Below are 25,566 nucleotides of genomic sequence, written 5' to 3' on the forward strand. Positions count from 1 at the left end.
CCCTGCGGGGTCAGCTCACGGCGTTGGCGACCAGCCCCACGTCGGCCACGGATGTCAGCCCACGGTGCCGGGGCACGATCCGCACGGTGTACCCGAACGACCCGGACGACTCGAGGCGCACGGTGCCCGCGAACGCGTAACGGCCCACCTCGAACGCCTCGGCGACCTGCAGCGCCGACACCGCGAAGGTGGACAGCTCGTCGTCCTCCCGCACGTGGCCGTGCAGCACCTGCACCTCGACGTCCTGCGGGGTGAGCTCGCCCAGGGAGATATACGCCTTGACGTGCATCTCGTCGCCGACCTGCGGCACGTCGCTCACACCGCCGGACTCGACGTGGTCCACGCGCACCTGGGCCCAGCCGGCCCGCACCCGCTCCTTCCAGCGCGCGAGCTCGCGCGCGCCGGCGAAGTCGTCGGCCTCGAGGTCCTGGCCGGCGACAGCGGCGGGCACGTACAGGTGGCGCACGTAGTCGGCGACCATGCGGGTCGCCTGGACCTTCGGCCCGAGGGTGGCCAGCGTGTGGCGGACCATCTCGAGCCAGTGCACCGGCAGGCCGCGCTCGTCGCGGTCGTAGAACCGGGCGGCGACCTGGTGCTCGATGAGGTCGTACAGCGCCGCAGCCTCGAGGTCGTCGCGGCGCTCGGGGTCGTCGACGCCGTCGGCGGTGGGGATGGCCCAGCCGTTCTCGCCGTCGAACCACTCGTCCCACCAGCCGTCGAGCACGGACAGGTTGAGGCCGCCGTTGAGGGCGGACTTCATCCCGGACGTGCCGGAGGCCTCCAGCGGGCGCAGCGGGTTGTTGAGCCACACGTCGCAGCCCGGCAGCAGGGTCTGCGCCATCCCGATGTCGTAGTTCGGCAGGAAGACGATGCGGTGGCGCACATCCGGCTCGTCCGCGAAGCGCACGAGCTGCTGGATGAGGCGCTTGCCCTGGTCGTCGGCGGGGTGGGACTTGCCGGCGACGATGAGCTGCACGGGGCGCTCGGGGTCGGTGAGCAGCGCGCGCAGCCGCACGGGGTCCCGCAGCATCAGCGTGAGCCGCTTGTACGTCGGCACACGACGCGCGAATCCGATGGTGAGGACGTCGGGCGAGAGGACCTCGTCCAGCCAGCCCAGCTCGGCCGGGCTCGCGCCGCGCTGGTGCCAGGACGACCCGACCCGGTCGCGCGCGTCGGCGACCAGCTGGGCGCGCAGCTCGTGGCGCACCTGCCACAGCTCGGCGTCCGTCACGCCGTCCGGCCGCAGCCAGCCGGCGCCGGAGGCGACCTCCTCCGGGGTGAGCCGTGCGGCGGCCAGGTCGGCCAGCCTGCGGTCCACCCACGTCGGGGAGTGCACGCCGTTGGTGATGGAGCCGATCGGCACCTCCGCCGCGTCGAACCCCTCCCACAGGCCGTTGAACATGTTCCGGGACACGTCGCCGTGCAGCAGCGAGACGCCGTTGGCGCGGCCGCCGAGGCGCAGGCCCAGCACCGCCATGTTGAACAGCAGCGGGTCGCCGCCCTCGTAGTCCTCGGCGCCCAGCTCGAGCACACGCTCCACGGGCACGCCCTCGACGGCGTTGTCCCCGCCGAAGTACTGGCCGACGAGCCGCGCCTCGAAGCGGTCGATGCCGGCGGGCACCGGGGTGTGCGTGGTGAACACCGTCGACGCGCGCACGGCCTCGCGCGCCGCGTCGAAGTCCAGGCCCTTGTCGGTGACGAGCTCGCGGATGCGCTCCACGCCGAGGAGGCCCGCGTGGCCCTCGTTCATGTGGAAGACCTCGGGGGCGGGCGCCCCGGTGAGCCGCGACCACAGGCGCAGCGCGCGGACCCCGCCGACGCCCAGCAGCAGCTCCTGCTGCAGCCGGTACTCGCCGCCGCCGCCGTAGAGGCGGTCGGTCACCTTGCGGGCGAGCTCGTCGTTCTCGGGGACGTCGGAGTCGAGCAGCAGCAGCGGGATCCGGCCGACGGCGGCGGACCAGATGTGCGCGTGCAGCGTGCGACCGCCCGGCAGGGAGATGCTCACCTGCGCCGGGGTCCCGTCGTCCTCGCGCAGCAGCCGCAGCGGCAGCCCGTCCGGGTCGAGCACCGGGTACGTCTCGAGCTGCCAGCCGTCGCGGGTGAGCGACTGCTTGAAGTAGCCGGAGCCGTAGAGCAGCCCGACGCCCACGATCGGCACGCCGAGGTCGGAGGCGCTCTTGAGGTGGTCGCCGGCCAGGATGCCGAGCCCGCCCGAGTACTGCGGCAGCACCGAGGTGATGCCGTACTCCGGCGAGAAGTAGGCGATCGAGGCGGGCAGGTCCTCGGGGTCCTGCTCCTGGTACCAGCGGGGCGCGGTGAGGTAGCGCCGCAGATCGGCGGCGGCGGCGTGCACCCGCCCGACGAACGCCTCATCGGCGGCGAGCGCGGCGAGCCGGCCCGGCTCGAGCGCGCCCAGCAGCGCGACGGGGTCCCCGCCCACCTGATCCCAGAGATCCTGGTCGATGGCCGCGAACAGGTCCCGGGTGGGCGCATGCCACGACCAGCGCAGGTTGTGGGCCAGCTCGTCGAGATCGGCGAGCTCAGCCGGCAGAACAGTGCGGACGGTGAATCGTCGGATTGCTCTCACCTGCCCGACACTACGCAGGTCAACCCCCTGCGCACACCCCGAACGCGCCGCTGATGCGCCCGGGCGCGTCGGGGCCGCCCGCCGGGGCGCGGGCGCCGCCCGACCTGGGGCTCGCCGTGTCCAGCGGATGCTCTGACCACCGCGGAGTGGATAGGTTCGGACCGTGACGCAGACACCACCGCAGGTCCCCCCAACGACGCCGCGTCGCGCCCGCACCTCGGCACTCCCCCAGCCGCACGCTGACGGGCCCCCGATCGGGCGCATCCCCGTGGTCGACCTCTCCCCCGTCGTGGACGCCGGCCGATGGCCCGCCAAGGCCGTTGTCGGCGAGGCGGTGCCGATCCGCGCCACCGTCTTCCGCGAGGGCCACGACGCCGTCGCCGCCACCGCCGTGCTGGTGGGCCCGGACGGCCGCGACCGTTCGCGCACCCGCATGGTGGACATCGCCCCGGGCCTGGACCGGTTCGAGGGCCGGCTGGCGCCCGACTCCGTGGGCCTGTGGGGCTTCCGGGTGGAGGGCTGGTCCGACCCGTACGGGACGTGGACGCATGACGCGTCGATCAAGGTCGAGGCGGGGATCGACGTCGAGCTGATGCTCGCCGAGGGCGCGTTGCTGCTCGAGCGCGCGGCCACGCGCGGCGAGGACGGGCGCCTGCCCGAGCCGGCCGCCCAGGTGCTGCTCGGCGCGGTGAAGGCCCTGCGGGACACCAGCAGGCCCCCGCAGGCCCGGCTCGCCGCGGCGTTGAGCGACCCGGTGCGCGCCGTGCTCGACGAGCACCCGCTGCGCGACCTGGTCAGCCCGTCGCCGGTGTACCCGCTGCAGGTGGACCGCGAGCTGGCGCTCGCGGGCGCCTGGTACGAGATGTTCCCGAGGTCCGCGGGGGCCGTCCGGGACCCGGAGACCGGCGAGTGGACCTCCGGCACGTTCCGCACCGCTGCCCTCGAGCTGCCGCGCATCGCCGAGCTGGGCTTCGACTTCGTGTACCTGACGCCGGTGCACCCCATCGGCACGACCTACCGCAAGGGCCGGAACAACTCGCTGACGGCCCTGCCCGGGGAGCCGGGCTCGCCGTACGCGATCGGCTCGCCGGACGGCGGCCACGACGCGATCGAGCCGTCGCTGGGCACGTTCGAGGACTTCGACGCGTTCGTGGCCACCGCGCGGGGCCTCGGCCTCGAGGTGGCCCTGGACTTGGCGCTGCAGGCGTCCCCGGACCACCCGTGGGTCACCGAGCACCCCGAGTGGTTCACCACCCGCGCGGACGGCACCATCGCCTACGCGGAGAACCCGCCCAAGAAGTACCAGGACATCTACCCGCTCAACTTCGACAACGACCCCGAGGGCATCTACCAGGAGATCCGCCGGGTGCTGCAGGTGTGGATCGACCACGGGGTCACGGCCTTCCGCGTGGACAACCCGCACACCAAGCCGCTGCCGTTCTGGGAGCGGCTGCTCGCGGACGTGCGGGCCAGCCACCCGGAGGTGATCTTCCTGTCGGAGGCGTTCACCCGGCCGGCGATGATGCTGAACCTGGCGCGGATCGGCTTCCACCAGTCGTACACGTACTTCACGTGGCGCAACTCCAAGCCCGAGATCGAGGAGTACCTGCGCGAGGTGTCCGGCGAGCAGGGCTCGTGGATGCGGCCGAGCTTCTGGCCGACGACGCACGACATCCTGCCGCCGTACCTGCAGCAGGGCGGCGTCGCGGGCTTCGCGGTGCGGGCCGTGCTCGCCGCGCTGGGGTCGCCGACGTGGGGCGTGTACTCCGGGTACGAGCTCATCGAGAACGTGCCCCGCCCGGGTGTCGAGGAGCAGATCGACAACGAGAAGTACGAGTTCAAGCCGCGCGACTGGAGCCGCGCCGACCAGTTCGGCATCGCCGAGCTGATCCGCCGGCTCAACGAGATCCGCCACCAGCACCCGGCGCTGCGCCAGCTCCGCGACCTCACCGTGCACCCCACCACCGACGACGCGCTGGTGTGCTTCTCGCGGAGCCTGTCCGCCCAGGACTCGCCGACCGGCAGGCCGGACACCATCATCGTCGTGGTGAACCTCGACCCGTTCCAGACCCGCGAGGGCCTGGTCCACCTCGACCTGGCCGCCTTGGGGCTGCCCCGCCCCGGCAGCGACCCCACAGGCCTCTTCGTGGCGCACGACATCCTCTCGGACGAGACCTACGCCTGGGGGTCGGAGGTCTACGTGCGGCTGGACCCGGCCGTCCGGGTCGCGCACGTCGTCCAGGCGGACCCGGCATGAGCGCGCCCACGTCCGGCGTCTCCACCCCGGGACTGCCCGCCGAGCCCGAGCACCCCGCGCGCAGCGCGCTCCCGGGCCGCCCGCAGCCGCTGGTGCCCCGTCCCCGCAATGAGCGCCCGGGGTTGTCCGACGACCCGGAGTGGTACCGCACCGGCGTGTTCTACGAGGTGATGATCCGGGCGTTCTCTGATGGGAAGGGCGACGGCAGCGGGGACCTGCAGGGCCTGATCCAGCGGCTCGACTACCTGCAGTGGCTGGGCGTCGACGTGCTGTGGCTCCCGCCGTTCTACCCGTCGCCGTTGCGCGACGGCGGCTACGACGTGTCCGACTACACGGCGATCGCCCCGCAGTACGGCACCGCCCAGCAGTTCACCGAGCTCATCGGCGCGGCGCATGAGCGCGGCATCCGCATCGTCGTCGACCTGGTGATGAACCACACCAGCGACGCGCACCCGTGGTTCCAGGCCTCCCGCTCGGACCCGGACGGGCCGTATGGCGACTTCTACGTGTGGAGCGACGACAACACCCGCTACCAGGACGCGCGCATCATCTTCGTGGACACGGAGACGTCGAACTGGACCTTCGACCCGGTGCGGCGCCAGTACTTCTGGCACCGGTTCTTCAGCCACCAGCCGGACTTGAACTTCGAGAACCCGCGCGTGGTCGACGCGATGATGGACGTGGCCCGGTACTGGCTGCAGCTCGGCGTGGACGGGTTCCGGCTGGACGCCGTGCCGTACCTGTACGAGGCGGAGGGCACCAACTGCGAGAACCTGCCCGAGACGCACGCGATGCTGCGCAGGCTCCGCAAGATGGTGGATGACGAGTTCCCCGGCCGCATCATCCTGGCCGAGGCGAACCAGTGGCCCGAGGACGTCGTCGAGTACTTCGGCACCGAGGAGGAGCCGGAGTGCCACATGGCGTTCCACTTCCCGGTGATGCCGCGGATCTTCTACGCGATCCGCGACCAGCGCGCCACGCCGATCGTGGACATCCTCGCGGACACGCCGCCGATCCCGAAGGGCGCGCAGTGGAGCACGTTCCTGCGCAACCACGACGAGCTCACCCTCGAGATGGTCTCCACGGAGGAGCGCGCCTCGATGTACGGGTGGTACGCCCCCGACTCGCGGATGCGCGCGAACATCGGCATCCGGCGACGGCTCGCGCCCCTGCTGGACAACTCCCGCAGCGAGATCGAGCTCGCGCACGCGCTGCTGCTCTCCCTGCCTGGCAGCCCGTGCCTGTACTACGGCGACGAGATCGGGATGGGCGACAACATCTGGCTCGCGGACCGCGACTCGGTGCGCACGCCGATGCAGTGGACCCCTGACCGCAACGCCGGCTTCTCCACCGCCGACCCCGGCAAGCTGTACCTGCCGGTGATCCAGTCGCTGGTGCACAACTACAGCAACATCAACGTCGAGGCGCAGCTCGCGCAGCCGACGTCGCTGCTGCACTGGGTGCACGGGATGCTCGCGGTCCGCCGCCAGCACCGCGCGCTCGGCCTGGGCGACCTGACGGTGCTGCGCACCGACAACGACGCCATCCTCGCGTTCCTGCGGTCCACGCCCGAGGAGACGATCCTGGCGGTGGCGAACCTCGCGTCCACGCCCCGATCGACCACCGTGGAGATCCCCGGGCATGCGGGCGAGCGCACACGGGACGTGTTCGGCGGGGCGGACTTCCCCGCGATCACGCCGGAGGGGACGTTGGCGCTCACCCTCGGGTCGCGTGACTTCTTCTGGCTGCAGATCGGCGGATGATGACAACGCCCGGCGCCCCTGACGACCTCGCGGACGAGGAGCTCGTGCGGCTGCTCGCGGACTGGCTCCCCGAGCGGCGCTGGTTCCCGGTCAAGGGGGTCGTGGCCGCCCTGGACCTGGTGGGCGCCCGCGACCTGCGCGATCCCCGCGACGAGGCCCGCGTGCGGATCTTGTTCGTGCGCGCCACGGCGCCGGGCACGGACGTGGTGCTGCAGATACCCGTGACGCTGCGCACACCGGGCGGGAGGGACGGGATCACGCGGATCGGCGTGATCGGCGACCCCCCGCTGGAGGTGCATGACGGCTGTGGGGACCCGGCCTTCCTGCGCGCCTGGCTGGCCGCCGCGGACGGCCCCGGCGCCGCCGTCGACCCGCAGCGCGCGCGGGTGCTCACCGGCGAGCAGTCGAACACGTCGATCGTGCTGCCCGCCCTGGACGCTGGCGAGGACGCGGCCGCGGGCGGCCTGCCGCCGGGCCCGGCCATCCTCAAGGTCTTCCGCACGTTGTCCCCCGGCGACAACCCGGACGTCGACGTGCCCCGGGCCCTCGCGGCGCACGGGTGGCGGCATGTGCCGCGGCCGTTGGGCTGGCTCGACGGGACGTGGCCGGACCGGTCGGAGGTCGCCGAGGGCCATCTCGCGGTGCTCAGCCAGTTCCTGGCCGGCGCGCAGGACGGCTTCGAGCTCGCCTGCGCGATGGCGGGGCGGGGCGAGTCGTTCGCCGCGCATGCCCGCGCGCTCGGCGGGGTCGTGGCCGGCATGCACGGGGCCCTCGCCGCCGCGCTCCCCGTGCCGCCGCCGCCGGCCACCGTGCACCGCGCGAGCTCCGTCGCGCAGGCCGTGCGGGACAGATTCCGTTGGGCCGCGGCCGCGGTGCCCGTGCTCGACAAGTTCGCGGGCGCCGTCGAGGACCTCGCCGTCCGCACCCAGCATCTGGACCGCTTGCCCGCCCCGCAGCGCATCCACGGCGACCTGCACCTGGGCCAGGCGCTCTACGCCGACGACCTCTGGTTCATCACCGACTTCGAGGGCGAGCCGCTGGCGCCGGTGGCGGCCCGCACCCGCCCCGACCTGGCGCTGCGGGACGTGGCCGGGATGCTGCGCTCCTTCGACTACGCGGCGGCCGTGGGCGCGGCGAGCGGCGCCGACGGCATCCCCGACGAGGCCGCGGCGCAGGCATGGACGGACTCCGCCCGGCAGGGCCTGCTCGTCGGCTACCGCGACGCCCGGCTGAGCGCGCGGCCGCAGGACGGCGCCGACGGCGACCCGGACGCGATCAGCCTGGAGACCCGTGCCCAGCTCCTGCGCGCGCTCGAGCTCGACAAGGCGCTGTACGAGGCGGTGTACGAGGCCCGCAACCGGCCCGCGTGGCTGCCCATCCCGCTGATGGCGATCACCCGGCTGCTCGCCTGAGCGCGACGGGCCGTCAGGCTGAGGCACGTGCTACCGCTCAGGCCAGGGTTTGCACCGGCTTCCCGTCGCCCTCGGCCATGAGCTCCGCGGGGATCCGCAGGCCCGACTGCCGCGGCGCCAGCTCGCTCTGCAGCACGAGCGCCGCAGCGCCCACCGCGGCGGCCTCGGACGCGTTCGAGGAGATCGTCACCCGCACCGGGTGGCTGCCCCGCGCGAAGAACGAGCGCCCGAGCTGGTCCTCGACGGTGGGCAGGTAGATGGAGCCCGCGAGCGCGAACGACGGCCCGGTGAGGACCACCAGGTCGAGGTCCATCACGTTCGCCAGCGTCTGGGCCGCGACGCCGATGAACCGGGCCGACCGCTGCAGGATCTCCTGCGCGGCGGGCTCCCCGCGCAGCGCGGCGCGGGCCACGGCCGCGAACTGCTCGGCGATGGTGCGGTCCGGCTGGCCGAGGTCGAGGCCCTGGGCCTGCGCGGCGGCGACCACGGCTGCGGGCCCGGCGAGCGCCTCGACGCAGCCCTGGCTGCCGCACCAGCACTCCGGCCCGTCCACGTCCACGCAGATGTGGCCGACCTCCCCCGCGTTGGAGGACGAGCCCCGGTAGACGGTGCCGTTGACGAGCACGCCGGCGCCGATGCCGGTGCCCATGTACAGCGCAGCGAACGCGGACGTGGTCTCGATGCCGCCGGCCCAGTACTCGCCGATCGCGGCGGCCGTCGCGTCGTTGTCGAGCAGCACGGGCACCCCGACGGCGTCCTCGAGCGCGTCGCCGAGCGGGTAGTCGGCCCACCGCTGCATGATCGGCGGCGCCAACACCATGCCGACGGACGCCGTGATCGGCCCGGGCGAGACCACGCCGATGCCGAGCACGCGGGCGTGGTCGACCCCGACGCGGGTGATCATCGCGTCGATCTCCCCGACCATGCGGGTGACGACCTCCTGCGGGTCGTCCGAGCCCGCGCCGGACTTGCGCCAGCGGCCCACGATCGCCCCGCCGAGGTTCGCGAGCACGTAGGTGATGCCCGCGTGGTCGAGGTGCACCCCCACGGCGTACCGGGCGTTCGGGTCGAGCCGCAGCAGCCTGCGGGGCTTCCCGCCGGTGGACTCGGCCTGCCCCGCCTCGACGACGAGCCCCTCATTCATCAGGCGGCGCACCACCGTGGAGATGGTGGCGCCGGTGAGCCCGGTGGCATGGGTGAGCTCGACCCGGCTGATGGTGCCGGCGGCCCGGATGACGTCGAGGATCGCCGATCGGCTGCTGGTGTGTGCCATGCCGAGGCTGGTGCTGCTCACGCTGGGTCTCCTGTCCGGCTGTGCGCGGGATCTGGACGGCTGCGCGCCGTGCCGACTGGGCCACGACGTGGCGTCGCCCGGGGACCGCGAGTCCACCGAATTCGTTCGATCGCCACAGCGTGCCACAGGATCGTGGGCCGTCCGCCGCGCTTTCCCCCGACTGCCACGCGCGGGTTCCGTCAGGCCGTCGCTGACAGCTCGCGCAGCCGCCGCTCGGGGTCCGGGGCGGCCTCCGCGAGTAGCCGCGTGTACTCGTGCTGCGGGTTGAGGATGACGTCGTCCGCCGGCCCACGCTCGACGATCTGCCCCCGGTACATCACCAGGATCTCGTCGGAGAAGTGCCGGGCTGTGGCGAGGTCGTGCGTGATGTACAGGACGCCCAGGTTCTCCTCGCGCTGCAGGCTCGCGAGCAGGTTGAGCACGCCGAGCCGGATGGACACGTCGAGCATCGACACCGGCTCGTCGGCCACCAGGATGCCGGGCTCGGGCGCCAGCGCGCGGGCGATCGCGACGCGCTGCCGCTGCCCGCCGGAGAGCTCATGGGGCCGGCGCCGGGCGAAGTCGTCGGTGGCGTCGAGCCGCACCCGCTCGAGCAGCGAGCGCACCCTGTCGCGCACCTCGTCGGTGGACAGCCCACGGTGGTGCAGGCGGATCGGGCGCTCCAGGTGGTGCTCGATGGTGTGGTAGGGGTTCAGCGAGGCGAACGGGTCCTGGAAGACCATCTGCACCTCCTTGCGGTACCGCCGCAGACCGGGCCCGCGCCGCCGCACGGGCTCGCCGTCCACCGCGATCTGGCCGCTGGTGGGGCGCTCGAGCTGCATGAGCAGCTTGGCGATCGTCGACTTGCCGCTGCCGGACTGCCCCACCAGCGCGACCGTGCGCCCCGGCTCCAGCGTGAAGCTCACATGGTCGACGGCCGTCAGGGTCGTGGAGCGGAAGCCGCTGCGCAGGTGGTACTCCTTCACCACGTCGCGCACCTCGAGGGTGGTCATCGGGTCTCCTCCTCGTCGACGCCGGAGCGGATGAACCCGCCGCGAGCCCCGGTCAGGCTCGGGAAGGACCCGAGCAGCGTGCGGGTGTACTCGTGCTGCGGCTGCGTGTAGAGCGTCATCGCGTCCGCCAGCTCGACGATCTCGCCGTCGCGCATGATCGCGATGCGGTCGCTGATCTCCAGCAGCAGCGGCAGGTCGTGCGTGATGAAGATGACGGCGAAGCCCAGCTCGGAGCGCAGCCGGGTGATCTCCCGCAGGATCTCGCGCTGCACCACCACGTCGAGGGCTGTGGTCGGCTCGTCCATGATCATGACCTGCGGGTCCAGGGCCATCGCCATCGCGATCATCACCCGCTGCCGCATGCCGCCGGAGAGCTCGTGCGCGAACGACTTGAGCCGGCCGCGGTCCACCCCGACCCGCTCGAGCAGCTCGCCGCAGCGCTCGACGCGCTCGGCGCGGCCCATGTCGGGCCGGTGCGTGGTGAAGATGTCCTCGAGCTGGGCCTGGATGCTGATCACCGGGTTGAGCGAGTTCATCGCCCCCTGGAAGACCATCGCGATGCGGTCCCAGCGGAACGCGCGCAGGTCCTCGCCGTGCAGGGCGCCCAGGTCGAGCTCGTAGCCCTCCCGCGAGTGGAACACCGCGCGCCCGCTGGTGATGACGGCCGGCGGCTTGAGCAGGCGGTTCACCCCGTAGGCGAGGGTGCTCTTGCCGCAGCCGCTCTCCCCCGCGAGGCCGAGCACCTCGCCGCGGCCGAGCGACAGCGAGACGTTCTTCACGGCGTGCACCACGGGGTCGACGAGGTAGTCGATGCTCAGGTCCTCGATGGTGAGCACCGGATGGGAGGACGTCCCCGGCGGGGTGGCTGTCGGCGTGGACGCCGGGGCGGGCGTCGGCATGGTCGTCACAGCGTGGCCTCCTTCGCGCTCTTGAGCTGGGACCGCGACATGCGCCACGTGCGCCGTGCCGCGCGCGTCTGCGAGCGCAGCTTCGGGTTGATGATCTCGTCGATCGAGAAGTTGATGAGGGACAGCGCGGCGCCGAACAGCGCGAGCATCAGGCCCGGCGGGATGAACCACCACCAGGCGCCCAGGCGCAGCGCCAGGCCGTTCTGCGCGAAGTAGAGCATCGTGCCCCAGGTGAACGATCCGGAGGCGCCGAGCCCGAGGAACGACAGGCCCGCCTCGCCGAGGATCGCGAAGATGATCGCGAAGACGACCTGCGAGGCCAGCAGGGGGATGAGGTTGGGCAGCACCTCCACGGTGAGGATCCGCCACGACCGCTCCCCCGAGACGCGCGACGCGAGCACGTAGTCGCGGTTGCGGAGCGACAGCGTGAACCCGCGCAGCACCCGCGCGGAGCCGGCCCACCCGGTCAGGGCGAGCACGAAGGCGATCAGCCACACGCTCTTGTTCGGCACGTAGCTCGAGATGACGATCACCAGCGGCAGCCCGGGGATCACCAACATGACGTTGCTGAACAGCGAGAAGGACTCGTCGACCACGCCGCCGATGTACGCGCCCACCACACCGAAGAACGTGGACAGCACGAGCGTCAGCGCGCCCACCACGAGCCCGATGGTCAGCGAGCCGCGCGTCGCGTAGGCGAGCTGCGCGAAGACGTCCTGCCCGGTCTGGGTGGTGCCGAGCAGGAAGCCGCCGCCCGGGCCGCTCAGCCCGATGTCGTCGACCTTGGACGGGTCGCCGACGAGGTACGGGCCGACGAGGCCGAAGAGCGCGATGGCCCCGGCGATGGACAGCCCGATGGCGAGCTTCGCCGTCATCGGCGGGAACGAGCGTTGCCGTGAGCGGCCGGAGGCGGCCGGGGCGTGCGGCTCGCTCTCCGCGACCGCCGGGTCCTGGGTGGTCAGTGCCATGTCGGGGTTCCTCCTAGGCCCGGGCCCGCGTGCGCGGGTCGATGATCGTGTACAGGAGGTCGACCAGCAGGTTCGCTCCGAGGACGGACAGGGTGATCACCAGGAAGATGCCCTGCATGAGCGCGTAGTCGTTGCTGTTGACCGCCTGCAGCAGAGCCGACCCGATGCCCGGGTAGGAGAAGACGGCCTCGGTGACGATCGACCCCGCGACCACGAACCCCAACGAGATCGCGAAGCCCGCGATCGAGGGCAGCACGGCGTTCCGCGCGGCGTAGGTGCGCATGATGCGACCCGGCTTCAAGCCCTTGGCCTCGGCGGTGAGGATGTAGTCCTCCGAGAGCGTCGAGACCATCATGTTGCGCATCCCGAGCATCCAGCCGCCGATCGAGGAGATCACGATGGTGAGCGCCGGCAGGGTGCCGTAGTAGACGACCGACGAGATGAACGGCCAGCTCAACCCGATCGACGTCGTGTACACGTCGTAGCCCCCGTTGAGCGGGAACACCTGCCAGATGCTGCCGAAGAGGAACAGCAGGATCAGCGCGAGCCAGAAGTACGGCACGGACTGGAGCATCGTCGTCACGGGGATGACGTTGTCCAGCCACGAGCCGCGCTTCCAGCCCGCCAGGGTCCCCAGCCCGATGCCCACCAGGAACGAGATGATCGTCGCGATGCCGATCAGCCCGATCGTCCACGGGAGCGTCTGGGAGATGACCTTCGCCACCGGGGTCGGGAAGTAGACGACCGACGTCCCGAGGTTCCCCGAGAAGATCTGGCCCAGGTAGGCGATGTACTGCTGCCACAGCGGCTGCTGCGTGTCGGTGCCGAGGAGGAGCTCGATGGCGTGACGGGTGGCCGGGGTGACCGGCCCTCGCGTCGCGAGCTTCGAGATCATGATGTCGACGGGGTCGCCCGGCATCCATCGCGGGATGAAGAAGTTCAGCGTGAGCGCGGCCCAGAGGGCTGCCACGTAGAACCCCAGCTTCTGCAAGACGTATCTCATGCGGTCGCTCTCCCTCGTCGACGGCGCCCCTCGGCACCGACTCGCAGTGCAGTCGTGCGGGTGGGACTACTTGCTGGTGGGCGTGATCGTCTTGAGGATGATCCCGTTGTCCCAGGCCTTCCACGACGCGGCGAACGCGTACTTGTCGTCGTTGGTGGGCCAGCCCTCGGCACGGCTCGTGTTGAACTCGGTGAGCGTCGAGTTCACGTAGATCGGGATGTAGGGCAGGTCGTTGACGATCTGCTCCTGCACGATCGCGTACTGCTTGAGCTGCTCGGCCTCGTCATTCGTGGACCCCGCCGCGCGGACCGCCTCGTCGACGATCGGGTTGGCGTAGCGGGCGAAGTTGCCGGAGATGGCGGACTCGCCCACCGGCGTGGTGTTGTCGCTGTGGTAGCGCTGGTTGTACGGGTAGTACGGGTTCGGCGAGGCGTACAGGCCGATCGAGTCGAGCGAGAGCTGGTAGGTGCCGCCGGTCTGGTTGGCGTTCCACTCGTTCCACGAGAGCTGCGTGGGCGTGAGGTCGATGCCGACCTCCTTGAGCTGCTGCTTCATCGCGTCGTTGAGCGAGATGAAGTCGCTCCAGCCGGTGACCGTCTGGATGGTCAGGGAGAGCTTCTGGCCGTCCTTCACGCGGATGCCGTCCGAGCCGAGCGTCCAGCCCGCGGCGTCGAGGATCGCGTTGGCCTTGGCGGTGTCGGCCGTCTGCGGCGCGACGGCGTTCTCCTTGTCGACGATCCACTTGGCGTCACGCTCGGGGAGCAGCAGCGTCGGGCTGCCCTCGCCGGCGAAGCCGCCACCGGCCAGCTTGTTGAGCTGGGTGCGGTCGATCGCGTGGTAGATCGCCTGGCGCACGGCGACGTCCGTCTGCGGGCCCTCGCAGCCGAGGTCCGCGTTGGAGCAGGTGTAGATCGAGGCCGTCAGGCCAGGGGTGTTGACGTAGGCGAGGTCCTCCTGGTCCTTGAGCAGCTGCTCGAGGCCGGGGAGGAACGCGCTCATCCAGTCGACCTGGCCGGCGATGAGGGCGGCGCTGGCGGCGTCGGCCGTCTCGAGCGAGATGTAGCGCACCTCGTCGATGGCCGGCTTGCCCTTCTCCCAGTAGTCGGCGTTCTTCTCGAGCGCGTAGCTCTGGGCGGAGAAGGTCTTCACCTTGAAGGCGCCGGTGCCGACGGGGTTGGAGTTGACCTCGGTGACCGGGTCGGCCACGTCCTTCCAGATGTGCTCGGGCACGATTCCTCGGTTGCCGAGGATCTCCGGCTCCTGCATGAAGGACTTCTCCGGGAAGGTGAGGACGACGGTGTTCTCGTCGGTGGCCTCCGCGGTGGCCGCGAGCCCGGTGGTGTTCAGCTCAGGCGTCTCGTTGACGAGGTTGAAGGTGAACGCGACGTCGGCGGCGCTGAACGGCTCGCCGTCGTTCCACTTGACGCCCTCACGCGTGGTGATGGTGAGCTCGGTGCCGTCGTCGTTCCACTCGTGGCCGGTGGCCAGCAGCGGGGTGGGCTCGGACTCCGACGCCAGGTTGTACCAGTAGAGCGACTCGAAGATCACGCCGAGCGTGGGCTGCAGCGCGGTGGGCGAGAACGGGTTGAAGTTCTCGGTGATGGTGCCGGTGGCGCCGTTGAAGACGGTGATCGCTGAGCCGCTGCCCCCTGCGGGGTCGGCTGCGGGGTCGGAGCCCGAGCAGGCGCTCAGGCTGAGTGCGGCGACCGAGGCGACGGCTGCCGCGGTCCAGGCCAGGCGCCTTCCGGGGCGCCGAGTGAAGAGGAGCATCTGTGATCCCTCGGTCTGTCGTCACCACGTCGTGACGAGGTTGTGCTGGAAGCCCCCGCGACGTCCCTGTCGGCGGAACGGCGCGGCTTTCGGCCTTCCAGTGGTTACTTTCTTAACTGTCCAAAGTATGGCTGTCAAGGATTGTGTCCTGTTTGTGACCTGTACGTCCGACCTGGCGAAACAGCCTGCGCGCGGCCCCTCCCAGCGCTCAGACCCGGGTTGCGCGCAGCAGCACCAACCGCTCGGGGAACAGCACAGGCGCCTGCAGCCCCACCTCGGACAGCACCCGCCCTGGCAGCCGCACTCCCTCCGGCCCCCACCACGGCAGGTGGGTCCACTGGCTCGCGACGCCGTCCACAGTGGCGCCCGGAGCCTGGGGGCGCACGTGGTAGATCGCGTCGGGATCCAGGCCCGGCAACGGCAGCCGGCCCGTCGGGTAGTCCGCCGACGTCGCCGTCGCCACCCACGCGAACAGCGCGTCCGAGCCGTCCTGCGCCACCACGCCATGCACGTCATACGCCGGATCGGCCACATCCCCATGCACCGCGACGCCCGTGTGCAGCAGACCGCGCACGTCCTTGTACAGCCCGATCCACTCGGCGAGCTCCGCGCGCTGGTCGGCGTCGGCCTCCCGCAGGTCCCACTCGACGCCCAGGTGCCCGAACAACGCCGTGCCCGCCCGAAACGACAGCGGATGACGCCTGCCCGTGGAGTGCGCGGCGCCCGAGCCCACATGGGCGCCCAGCAGCTCGAGCGGCACCAGCAGGTTGGTCCAGCGCTGGATCTGCTGGCGCTCGAGCGCGTCGATGCAGTCGCTCGTCCACACCCGGTCGGTGCGCTCCAAGACCTCCAGGTCCACCCGCCCCCCGCCCGACGAGCACGACTCCACCTCGACGCCGGGGTGCAGCACCCGCAGCTCGTCCAGCAGCCGGTAGACGGCGCGCGTCTGCCCGTGCACGCCGCCCACCCCGCGGGCCCCGTGCCCGGCGTCGACCAGGTCGCGGTTGTGGTCCCACTTGAGGTACGCGATCGGGTACTCCGTCAACAGCGCGTCCAGCCGCCCGAGGATGTACGCGAACGCCTCCGGGCGGGCCAGGTCGAGCACCTGCTGATGACGCGCCTCGCGCGGGAGCCGGCCCGGGGTCCGCAGCATCCAGTCGGGGTGCGCGCGGGCCACATCCGAGTCGGGGTTGACCATCTCCGGCTCCACCCACAGCCCGAACTCCATGCCCAGGCCGTTCACGTGCCGCACCAGCGGGCCCAAGCCGTCCGGCCACACGTCCGCCGAGACGAACCAGTCCCCGAGCCCGGTCGAGTCGTCCCGGCGCGAGCCGAACCACCCGTCGTCCAGCACGAACCGCTCCACGCCCACCGCCGCCGCCGCATCCGCCAAGTCGGTCAGCCGGGTGAGGTCGTGCTCGAAGTACACCGCCTCCCAGGTGTTCGCCACGACCGGGCGCGGGCGGGCCGGGTGCTGCGGCCGGGCGCGCATCCACCGGTGGAATCGCGCCGCGAGGTCGTCGAGCCCGTGGCCGTAGGAGCCGTACAGCCACGGGCTGGTGTACGACTCGCCAGCCTCCAGCCTCACCTCGCCGGGCAGCAGCAGCTCGCCGCCGCCCAGCAGGCCCGGGTTGTAGTGGCTGCGCTCGGCGAGGGAGCGGTGGTTGCCCGACCACGCGGTGTGCACCCCCCACACCTCCCCGTGCCGGTTCGCGAAGCCGGGGACTCCGGCGGCCAGCACGTGCGCGGCGTCGTAGCCGGTGCGCCCGCGGCGGTTCTCCCGCAGCCGGACGCCATGCGTGAAGGCGGTGCGCTGCGGGCTGCGCTCGCGCAAGTGGCGCCCCGTGAAGTCGAGCAGCTCGGCAGCCCGGCCGGGCACGGGCAGCGTGAGCAGCAGCCCGTCCACGGTGTAGACGTCCGGCCCGGTGTTCGTGAGCCGGGCCTGCTGCCGCACCAGCCCCTGGGGGGTCAGCTCGAGCACGAGCCGCAGGCCCAGCCCGGCGCGCGGATCCTGTGCGTCCACCACGAGGCGCTGCGTGCCGTCGCGCTCGCGGCGGAGCTGGGCCGCGAGCACCCGGAACGCCGTGGAGAAGTCGGCGCCGTCGCGGTGTCCGGCCAGGCCCGGCGTGCCCAGGTAGCCGGCGGACTGCTCTGGCAGCACGGCGATCTCGACCTCGCCGTCCACCGGGAAGCCCAGCGGCTGCGGGCGGGCGCCGGCCCGCAGGGCGGCGAGGGCGTCGGCGTCGAGGCCGCCCAGGTCGGCGCCCCAGTGCAGCACCCGGGGCAGTGTGCCCCCGCCCAGGTCGACCACGATGGCGACCCCTGCGGCGCGGAGCTGGACGATCTCGCCTGTGACGTCGGCGGCGATGTCGGCGGCGCCATCGGCCGGCGCAGCGCCGGCGGGGCGCCCGCCGAGGGCTGGCGAGCCGGTGCGGGCGGTGGTGAGGTGGTGGTGCACGGCGTCGCGCGTCACAGGTCGGCTCCTTCGTCGGCTGGTGGGATGACGATAGAGGAGAAACGATTGACTTACTTTGTTCAGTTGCCTAAGAATTGATCCACCCGGGTCCTCGCCTCGGTGACGATGTCGTCGACGGAGCCGCGCAACGCTGCGCGCCCCGTGCTCGAGGGCCCCACGAGGCAGGGAGCACCCCGGATGTACCGACAGGACCTGCACGACGGATGGACCCTGCGCGCCACAGGCGGTCCAGTGCCCGCCGACATCGCGGGCCAGACGGTGACCGCCGAGATCCCCGGCAGCACTCACACGGACCTCCTCGCCGCAGGCCTCATCCCCGACCCGTACCTCGACCAGAACGAGACGGCGCTGGCCTGGATGCACCGCGCCGACTGGCGGTACAGCCGCGAGCTGGCCCTCGAGCCCGCCGCCGCGGGCGAGCGGGTCGACCTGGTCTTCGAGGGCCTCGACACCGTGGCCGAGGTGCGGCTCGACGACGTCCACGTGGGACGCGCCGCCAACCAGCACAGGTCCTACCGCTTCGACGTCCGATGGGCCGCCGACGGCGCCGCCCGCACCCTCGCCGTCGACCTGCGCTCCGCGCTCGAGCACGCCGAGGCGCTCCGTGACCGACTCGGCGCCCGCCCCGCCGCCTACGACCACCCGTTCAACATGGTCCGCAAGATGGCCTGCAGCTTCGGCTGGGACTGGGGCCCCGATCTGCAGACCGCCGGCATCTGGAAGCCCGTGCGCGTCGAGCGCTGGCGCACCGCCCGCCTGGCCCAGATCCGGCCGCTGGTCACGGTCGACAACGACGGGACCGGCCAGGTCGCCGTCCACGTCGAGGTCGAGCGCTCCGGCCTGGCCGGATCGCAGGACGCGGCCCTCGTGCTCCGGGCCCGCATCGGCGACGTCGAGGCGGAGGCTGCGCTGGCGCCCGGCCAGGACTCCGCCACGGTGAGCGTCGCGGTGCCGCACGCACCCCTGTGGTGGCCCGTGGGCCATGGCGCCCAACCGCTGCTCGACCTGGACGTGACGCTCGAGGATGCCGCGTCGCCCACCGCCGACCCGCTCGACTCCTGGCGGCGGCGGATCGGGTTCCGCACCGTCGAGCTCGACACCCAGCCGGACGAGTTCGGCTCGTCCTTCACACTGCGGGTCAACGGCCGGCCGATCTTCGTCAAGGGCGCCAACTGGATCCCCGACGACCACCTGCTGACCCGGATCACGCGGGCACAAGTGGTCCGCCGCGTGGACCAGGCCCTGGGCGCGAACCTCAACCTGCTGCGGGTGTGGGGCGGCGGCGTCTACGAGTCCGAGGACTTCTACGACGTGTGCGATGAGCGCGGCGTGCTCGTCTGGCAGGACTTCCTGCTCGCCTGCGCGGCCTACCCGGAGGAGGACCCGCTCTGGGACGAGTTCGAGGCCGAGGCCCGGGAGAACGTCGCCCGACTGACCCCGCATGCCTCGCTCGTGCTGTGGAACGGCGGCAACGAGAACCTCTGGGGCTTCGAGGACTGGGGCTGGAAGGACAGGCTCAGCGGCGCCACCTGGGGCCGTCGGTACGCCACCGAGCTCTTCCCGGCGATCGTCGCCGAGCTGGACCCGACCCGGCCGTACATGGACGGCAGCCCCTACTCCCCCGCCACGGCGCCCGAGGGCACGCATCCCAACGACCCGGACCACGGCACCCACCACGAATGGGACGTGTGGAACCGGGTGGACTACTCCGCCTACCGCCACCACGTGCCGCGCTTCTGCTCGGAGTTCGGCTTCCAGGGGCCGCCCGCATGGGCGACCCTCGAGCGGGCCGTGCGCAACCCCGACGGCAGCCCGCTCGCCAAGACCGACCCGGTCTTCCTGCTGCATCAGAAGGCCGACGACGGCAACGGCAAGCTCGACCGGGGCCTCGCGCCCCACCTGGGCGTCCCCGCCGAGTTCGCCGACTGGCACTGGGCCACCCAGCTCAACCAGGCGCGCGCGGTCACGCACGCGATCGACCACTACCGCGCCTGGTGGCCCCGCACCACGGGCGCCATCGTCTGGCAGATCAACGACTGCTGGCCGGTGACCTCCTGGGCCGCCGTGGACGGCGACGAACGCCCCAAGCCCCTGTGGTACGCGCTGCGGCACGCGTTCGCCGACCGGGTGCTGTCGGTGCACGAGCGCGACGGGCGCCTGGCCCTGGCGGTCGTCAACGACAGCCCGGAGCTCTGGCACGGCTCCGTCCGGCTCAGGCGCGAGCTGTTCGACGGGACGCTGCTCGCGGAGGCGCACCAGGCGGTGAGCGTCGGGGCCCGCTCGGTGGCGATGCTCCCGCTGCCCGACGACGTCCGGATCCCGGGTGACCCGCGCCACGAGGTGCTCGTCGCCGAGCTGGACGGCGTCCGCACTGCCCACCTGTGGGTGGAGGACGTGGCGCTGGACCTCGACCCCACCCCGCTGGACGCCACGGCGACGCCCGCCGACGGCGGGTACCGGGTGGACGTCACCGCGCGCTCCCTCGCCCGCGACGTGACGCTGCTGGTGGACCGGCTCGACCCGGACGCGAGGGTGGACGACGCGCTGGTGACGCTTCCGGCCGGCGCCAGCGTCACATTCTGGGTGAGGACCTCGACGCGGCTGGACGAGGGCGCCCTGACGTCCGCGCCCGTGCTCCGCACCGCGAACGACCTGCGGGTGGCGGCCCGGGCCAACGACTCCGCCCTGGTGGGGGCGCCCGCCGAGTGACGGCGGCTGAATGACCGCAGCCGCGCGCCGGGAGGGCCCTCGCCCAGCCCGGCGCGCGGACTCGCGCCGCCCGGACCACACTCGGTGACACCGACGAGGTGGAGGGCCGGCGCATGCCAGAGGCACGAGTCGCAATCGTCAGCGGAGCCGCGCGCGGGATCGGCGCCGCGATCGCCAAACGCCTGGCCGCCGACGGGCTGCACGTCGCGGTCATCGACCTGCGGCAGGACGACACCGCGGCCACCGTCGCGGCCATCACCGAGGCCGGCGGCCGGGCGATCGGCATCGGCGCGGACGTCGCCGACGGCCCCGACGTCCGCGCCGCCGTCACCCGGACGGTCGAGGAGCTGGGCACGCCCACGGTGCTGGTCAACAACGCGGGCATCCTGCGCGACAACCTGCTGTTCAAAATGGCCGACGACGACTGGGACGCCGTCGTCGCGGTGCATCTGCGGGGCGCCTTCCTCCTGGCCCGCGAGGTGCAGCGGCACCAGGTGGACGCCCGATGGGGCCGCGTCGTCAACCTGTCGAGCACCTCCGCGCTGGGCAACCGCGGGCAGGCGAACTACGCCGCCGCGAAGGCCGGGCTGCAGGGTTTCACCAAGACCCTGGCCATCGAGCTGGGGCCGTTCGGGGTGACGGCGAACGCCATCGCGCCGGGGATCATCGCCACGGACATGCTCCGCGCGGCCGCCGACCGCCTGGGCATCACCTTCGAGCAGTATCTAGAGGGCGCGGCGCAGCAGATCCCGGTACGCCGCGTGGGCCGGACTGAGGACGTCGCGGCCGTCGCGTCGTTCCTGTGCTCGGACGAGGCGTCCTTCGTGTCCGGCCAGGTGGTCTATGTGGCCGGCGGGCCCCAGGCGTGAGCCCGCGGTCTGGGCGCGCGGTCTGGGCAGGCGATCGGGGACGTGGGCTCAGGCGAAGGCCGCGTGGCCGGTGATCGCCCGGCCCACGATCAGGCTGTTCATCTCGCGGGTGCCCTCGTAGGAGTAGATGGCCTCAGCGTCGGCGAAGTGCCGGATGACGTCGTTCTGCAGCAGGATCCCGTTGCCCCCGAGGACCTCCCGCGACCAGGCGACCGTCTCCCGCATGCGCGCGGTCGCGAAGGCCTTGGCCAGCGCCGAGTGCTCGTCGAGTTGACGCCCCTCGTCGAGCAGCAGCGACACCTGCAGGCACAGGGCGATGCTCGCGGTGATGTTTCCCAGGCACCGGGACAGCAGGTCCTGCACGAGCTGGTGGGAGCCGATCGGCCGCCCGAACTGCTCGCGCTCCCGGGCGTAGGCCACCGCCGCCTCGTATGCGCCGATCGAGTTGCCGACCGCCTGCCACGCGACCTCCGCGCGGGTGAGCCGCAGCACCGTCGCCACATCGCGGAACGACTCGACGAGCGGCAGGCGCAGCTCATCCGGCACCACCACGTCGCGCAGCACGATGTCGGCGTTCTGCACGGACCGCAGGCTCTGCTTGCCCTCGATCTTCGTGGCGGTGTACCCGGGCGCGGAGGTGGGGACCAGGAACGCCTTCGCCTGCCCGTCACCGGCGTCGCGCGCCACGATCACCACGACGTCGGCGAAGGTCGCGTTGCCGATCCAGCGCTTCGCGCCGTTGAGCACCCAGCCCGCGCCCTGGCGCTCGGCGACGGTGCGCAGGCCCCGCGCGGAGTCAGAGCCGGACAGCGGCTCGGTGAGCCCGAAGGCGCCGACCACCTCGCCGGTGGCCATCACGGGCAGCCACTCCTTGCGCTGGGCCGGGGACCCGCCGCACGCCACGGACCCCATCACGAGCCCGCTCTGCACGCCCACGAAGGAGGACACCGAGGCGTCGACCCGGGACATCTCCAGGCAGGCCCACCCGCGCCACCGGGCCGAGTTCTCGAACTGCCGGGACTCGTCCCAGGCGGAGCCGAGCAGCCCGAGCCCTCCCAGCGGCGCGATCAGGTGCCGCGGGAACTCCGCGCGCTCCCAGTAGTCGTTGGCGATGGGCCGCACCTCGGCCTCGAAGAACTCGCGCACAGCCAGCGTCGCCTCGACCTCCCGCGGGCTGAGGCTGTCCTGGAACGCGTAGAAGTCGCTGCTGAGCCGGTCTGACGTCATCCTGGGCTCCATCGCTCGCACGGTGTCGTGGCCCTGTCGTGGCTCCCACTATGCCCCGCTCCCACGACCTTCGCCCTCGCCCGTGCGGCCCCGGCGTCCGGGCCGACTCGCACCACCCCGATCGGGGCCCGACCGCGCCGCTCGGCACTAGGCTGGCCGGCGTGAAGAGCAGGGCAGACGCCGTCGGACTGGTGCTGGCTCGACCCGCCCGGATGCTGGGCCTCGAGCCGTTCTTCATGGAGCTCATCGCCGGCATCGAGGAGGTCCTCGCCTCCGACGGTCGCTCGCTGCTGCTGCATGTCGTGCCCGACCACGACGCGGAGATCGCGGCATACCGGCGCTGGGGCAAGGGCGAGATGGTCGACGCCGTCGTCGTCGTCAACGTCGTCGCCGAAGACCCGCGCCTGCCGATCCTCACCGAGCTCGGCATCCCCGCCGTCGTCATCGGCGGGCCCACCCGCGACCTCCCCTTCTCCAACGTCTGGATCGACAACGCGCAAGCGATGCGGGACGCGGTGGCGCACCTCGTCTCACTCGGCCACCTCCACCTGGCACGGGTCAGCGGGCCCAGCACGCTGGCGCACACCCAGACCCGCACCGAGGCGTTCCTCTCCGAGTGCACGCGCCGCGGAGCCGAGGGCACGGTCGTCGAGGGCGACTACACCGAGTTGTCCGGGACCCGCTCCACGCGCGCGCTCCTCGGCCGGCGCGGAGCCCCGTCCGCGATCGTCTACGACAACGACGTGATGGCGCTCGCCGGGCTCGGCGTCGCCCAGGAGATGGGCGTCCCCGTCCCCGACCAGCTCTCCATCCTGGCCTGGGACGACTCGGCTTTGTGCCGCCTGGCGCACCCGCCCCTGTCCGCGATGAGCCTGGACGTCTACGCGATGGGCGCGCAAGCCGCCGACTGCGTGCTCAACCTCCTCGCCGGCGGCCCCGTCGCCTCGCACACCGCACCCCTCCCCCGGCTCGTCGCACGCGGCTCCACGGCCTCCTTCACGCGCTGACCTCGCTGTTCCCCGCGTGGAGACGCTGCACAGCGCCCCTCGTGGTGGTTGGGTAGGGGCATGAACCGGCAGGTCGAGCTCCTCCCCGTCCCCGTCGACCCCGCAGTGCTGCGCGCGGTCGCCCAGGGTGTCTCCCACGAACCCCACTCGGTGCTCGGCCCGCATGTGGGCAACGGGCGGACGACGATCCGGGTGCTGCGGCCGCTGGCCGACGCCGTGGAGATCGTCACCCCGCAGGGCACGTTCAAGGCGACCCATGAGCTCGACGGGATTTGGTTCGCCGTGCTGCCGGGCGAGCAGGTGCCGGATTACCGGCTGGACGTCACCTACGCCGGCCACACCACCCGCGCCGACGACCCCTACCGCTTCCTCCCCACAGTCCACGAGCTGGACCGCCACCTCATCCGCGAGGGCCGCCACGAGGAGCTGTGGACGGTGCTCGGCGCCAACATCCACACCTACCCGAGCGTGCTCGGCGAGGTCCGGGGCACGGCGTTCGCGGTCTGGGCCCCCAACGCCGTCGCCGTGCGGGTCGTCGGGGACTTCAACCACTGGCAGGGCACCCAGAACGCGATGCGCTCACTCGGCGAGAGCGGCGTGTGGGAGCTCTTCATCCCCGGGGTCGAGGCTGGCGCCCGGTACAAGTTCGAGATCCTGGGCCGCGACGGCTCGTGGCGGCAGAAGGCCGACCCGCTGGCCAAGGGCACCGAGGTGCCGCCCGCCACGGCATCGGTGGTCGTCGAGAGCCGTTACGCGTGGACCGATGACGCCTGGCTCGCCCACCGCGCCTCCCGCGACCCGCACACCGGCCCGGTCAGCATCTACGAGGTGCACCTCGGCTCATGGCGCGCCGGCCTCTCCTACCGGGAGCTGGCCGCGCAGCTCACCGAGTACGTCGTGGACCTCGGGTTCACCCACGTCGAGCTGATGCCCGTCGCGGAGCATCCCTTCGGCGGCTCATGGGGCTACCAGGTGTCGTCCTACTACGCCCCGACCTCCCGCTTCGGCCACCCCGATGACTTCCGCTACCTCATCGACACCCTGCACCGAGCCGGTGTCGGCGTGATCCTCGACTGGGTTCCCGCCCACTTCCCCAAGGACGAGTGGGCGCTGGCCCGCTTCGATGGCACCCCGCTGTACGAGCACCCGGACCCGCTGCTCGGCGAGCAGCCCGACTGGGGCACCTTCGTCTTCAACTACGGGCGACTGGAGGTGCGGAACTTCCTGGTCGCCAACGCCACCTACTGGCTGGAGGAGTTCCACATCGACGCACTGCGCGTCGACGCCGTCGCCTCCATGCTCTACCTCGACTACTCCCGCCAGCCCGGCCAGTGGCGGCCGAACATCCACGGCGGACGCGAGAACCTCGAGGCGATCGCCTTCATCCAGGAGGCCAACGCGACGGCATACCGCCGCAGCCCCGGCGTCATGATGATCGCCGAGGAGTCGACCGCGTGGCCGGGCGTCACGGCGCCCACCGACCATGGCGGCCTCGGCTTCGGCTTCAAATGGAACATGGGCTGGATGAACGACACCCTGCGCTACCTCGCGGAGTCGCCGATCAACCGCCGCTATCACCACAACGGGGCCACGTTCTCGCTGGTGTACGCCTTCACGGAGCATTTCATCCTGCCGATCAGCCACGACGAGGTGGTGCACGGCAAGGGCTCGCTCATGGGCAAGATGCCCGGGGACGACTGGCAGAAATTGGCGAACGTCCGCGCACTGCTGGCGTATCAGTGGTCGCACCCGGGCAAGCAACTGCTCTTCATGGGCTCGGAATTCGGCCAGGGCGCCGAGTGGTCGGAATCGCGCAGCCTGGACTGGTGGCTGCTGGACAGCGCGCCACATGCCGGCGTCCAGACCCTCGTCCGTGATCTGAACCGCCTGTACCGGGAGACGCCGGCTCTCTGGGAGCTGGACGGCTCGCCGCAGGGCTTCGAGTGGATCGACTCGAATGACGCCGACCACAACGTCCTCGCCTATCTGCGCCGGGACTCGACTGGCCGGCAGGTCGCCGTGGTGGTCAACTTCGCCGGCACTCCACACGAGGGCTACCGACTGGCACTGCCCGTCGGCGGCCGCTGGATCGAGGCCCTCAACACCGATTCCACGGTCTATTCGGGCTCGGGCGTCGGCAATCTCGGCGCAGTCGAGGCCGTCGCCCAGCCGCATTACGGCCGTCCGTTCTCCGCGACGGTCCGCGTTCCCCCCTTGGGCGCCATCTACCTGATCCCCGAATGACAGAGACACGCTGACATACGGCTCAGGGGCCCGCGAAGACTTCTCCCGCGGGCCCCTGAGCCGTACGCAAACACCCTGGA

Annotated in this window: 16 protein-coding genes; 7 read left to right on the forward strand and 9 right to left on the reverse strand. The window is 71.9% G+C overall.

Annotated features, from left to right (window positions below):
• Nucleotides 1–10 precede the first annotated feature (10 nt).
• Nucleotides 11–2,587 carry an alpha-glucan family phosphorylase gene (glgP, locus tag QUV83_RS09690; RefSeq protein WP_289564225.1) on the reverse strand — a complete coding sequence of 859 codons (2,577 nt, stop codon included), beginning with the start codon at nt 2,585–2,587 and terminating at the stop codon, nt 11–13.
• A gap of 163 nt (nt 2,588–2,750) precedes the next feature.
• Here glgP and QUV83_RS09695 point away from each other — a divergent pair, with 163 nt between their 5' ends.
• From QUV83_RS09695 to QUV83_RS09705, 3 genes are read left to right on the forward strand one after another with little or no spacing between them, the layout of a single operon-like run.
• Entirely contained in the window at nt 2,751–4,844 is a 2,094-nt protein-coding gene (locus QUV83_RS09695) for an alpha-1,4-glucan--maltose-1-phosphate maltosyltransferase (protein ID WP_436231899.1), read from the forward strand.
• A complete protein-coding gene (treS, locus tag QUV83_RS09700) occupies nt 4,841–6,607 on the forward strand; it encodes a maltose alpha-D-glucosyltransferase (RefSeq protein WP_289564227.1) in 1,767 nt (588 codons plus the stop codon). Before QUV83_RS09695 ends, treS begins: the two co-directional genes overlap by 4 nt.
• A complete protein-coding gene (locus QUV83_RS09705; protein ID WP_289564229.1) occupies nt 6,604–8,019 on the forward strand; it encodes a maltokinase N-terminal cap-like domain-containing protein in 1,416 nt (471 codons plus the stop codon). Before treS ends, QUV83_RS09705 begins: the two co-directional genes overlap by 4 nt.
• 37 nt (nt 8,020–8,056) lie before the next feature.
• On the opposite strand, the gene QUV83_RS09710 is transcribed toward QUV83_RS09705, so the two are convergent.
• The 7 genes from QUV83_RS09710 to QUV83_RS09740 all read right to left on the reverse strand — a co-directional run bounded on the left by QUV83_RS09710 (nt 8,057) and on the right by QUV83_RS09740 (nt 17,322).
• Nucleotides 8,057–9,313, reverse strand: a complete 1,257-nt coding sequence (locus tag QUV83_RS09710; protein ID WP_289564231.1) for an ROK family transcriptional regulator — start codon at nt 9,311–9,313, stop codon at nt 8,057–8,059.
• A gap of 179 nt (nt 9,314–9,492) precedes the next feature.
• Complete coding sequence (locus QUV83_RS09715) at nt 9,493–10,305, reverse strand: ABC transporter ATP-binding protein (protein ID WP_289564232.1); 813 nt, start codon at nt 10,303–10,305, stop codon at nt 9,493–9,495.
• Nucleotides 10,302–11,204, reverse strand: coding sequence for an ABC transporter ATP-binding protein (locus QUV83_RS09720; protein WP_289564260.1), 903 nt, complete (start codon nt 11,202–11,204; stop codon nt 10,302–10,304). The genes QUV83_RS09715 and QUV83_RS09720 overlap by 4 nt, the downstream gene beginning before the upstream one ends.
• A 5-nt stretch (nt 11,205–11,209) precedes the next feature.
• The gene (locus tag QUV83_RS09725) at nt 11,210–12,181 is read right to left on the reverse strand and encodes an ABC transporter permease (RefSeq protein WP_289564233.1); all 972 of its coding nucleotides are present in this window, start codon (nt 12,179–12,181) and stop codon (nt 11,210–11,212) included.
• Between the two features lie 13 nt (nt 12,182–12,194).
• Nucleotides 12,195–13,184 carry an ABC transporter permease gene (locus QUV83_RS09730; protein WP_066587322.1) on the reverse strand — a complete coding sequence of 330 codons (990 nt, stop codon included), beginning with the start codon at nt 13,182–13,184 and terminating at the stop codon, nt 12,195–12,197.
• A gap of 66 nt (nt 13,185–13,250) precedes the next feature.
• On the reverse strand, nt 13,251–14,954 hold the full coding sequence (locus QUV83_RS09735; protein WP_289564236.1) for an ABC transporter substrate-binding protein: 1,704 nt from the start codon (nt 14,952–14,954) through the stop codon (nt 13,251–13,253).
• 208 nt (nt 14,955–15,162) lie between these two features.
• Nucleotides 15,163–17,322 (reverse strand): alpha-galactosidase, encoded by a 2,160-nt coding sequence (locus QUV83_RS09740; protein WP_289564262.1) that lies wholly within the window; start codon nt 17,320–17,322, stop codon nt 15,163–15,165.
• A 285-nt stretch (nt 17,323–17,607) separates the two neighbouring features.
• Here QUV83_RS09740 and QUV83_RS09745 point away from each other — a divergent pair, with 285 nt between their 5' ends.
• Together QUV83_RS09745 and fabG are read left to right on the forward strand one after the other, a co-directional pair.
• Nucleotides 17,608–20,139 (forward strand): glycoside hydrolase family 2 protein, encoded by a 2,532-nt coding sequence (locus QUV83_RS09745; protein WP_289564237.1) that lies wholly within the window; start codon nt 17,608–17,610, stop codon nt 20,137–20,139.
• 113 nt (nt 20,140–20,252) lie between these two features.
• A complete protein-coding gene (gene fabG / locus QUV83_RS09750) occupies nt 20,253–21,008 on the forward strand; it encodes a 3-oxoacyl-ACP reductase FabG (protein ID WP_289564239.1) in 756 nt (251 codons plus the stop codon).
• A 48-nt stretch (nt 21,009–21,056) separates the two neighbouring features.
• Here the strand turns inward: fabG and QUV83_RS09755 are convergent, their stop codons facing one another.
• Nucleotides 21,057–22,235, reverse strand: coding sequence for an acyl-CoA dehydrogenase family protein (locus QUV83_RS09755; RefSeq protein ID WP_289564241.1), 1,179 nt, complete (start codon nt 22,233–22,235; stop codon nt 21,057–21,059).
• A 161-nt stretch (nt 22,236–22,396) separates the two neighbouring features.
• Here QUV83_RS09755 and QUV83_RS09760 point away from each other — a divergent pair, with 161 nt between their 5' ends.
• Nucleotides 22,397–23,242 carry a LacI family DNA-binding transcriptional regulator gene (locus tag QUV83_RS09760; protein ID WP_289564242.1) on the forward strand — a complete coding sequence of 282 codons (846 nt, stop codon included), beginning with the start codon at nt 22,397–22,399 and terminating at the stop codon, nt 23,240–23,242.
• A gap of 60 nt (nt 23,243–23,302) precedes the next feature.
• Nucleotides 23,303–25,486, forward strand: coding sequence for a 1,4-alpha-glucan branching protein GlgB (glgB, locus tag QUV83_RS09765; protein WP_289564244.1), 2,184 nt, complete (start codon nt 23,303–23,305; stop codon nt 25,484–25,486).
• Nucleotides 25,487–25,566 lie beyond the last annotated feature (80 nt).

The organism is Cellulomonas cellasea, from assembly GCF_030372105.1.
Classification (GTDB): Bacteria; Actinomycetota; Actinomycetes; order Actinomycetales; family Cellulomonadaceae; genus Cellulomonas_A; species Cellulomonas_A cellasea_A.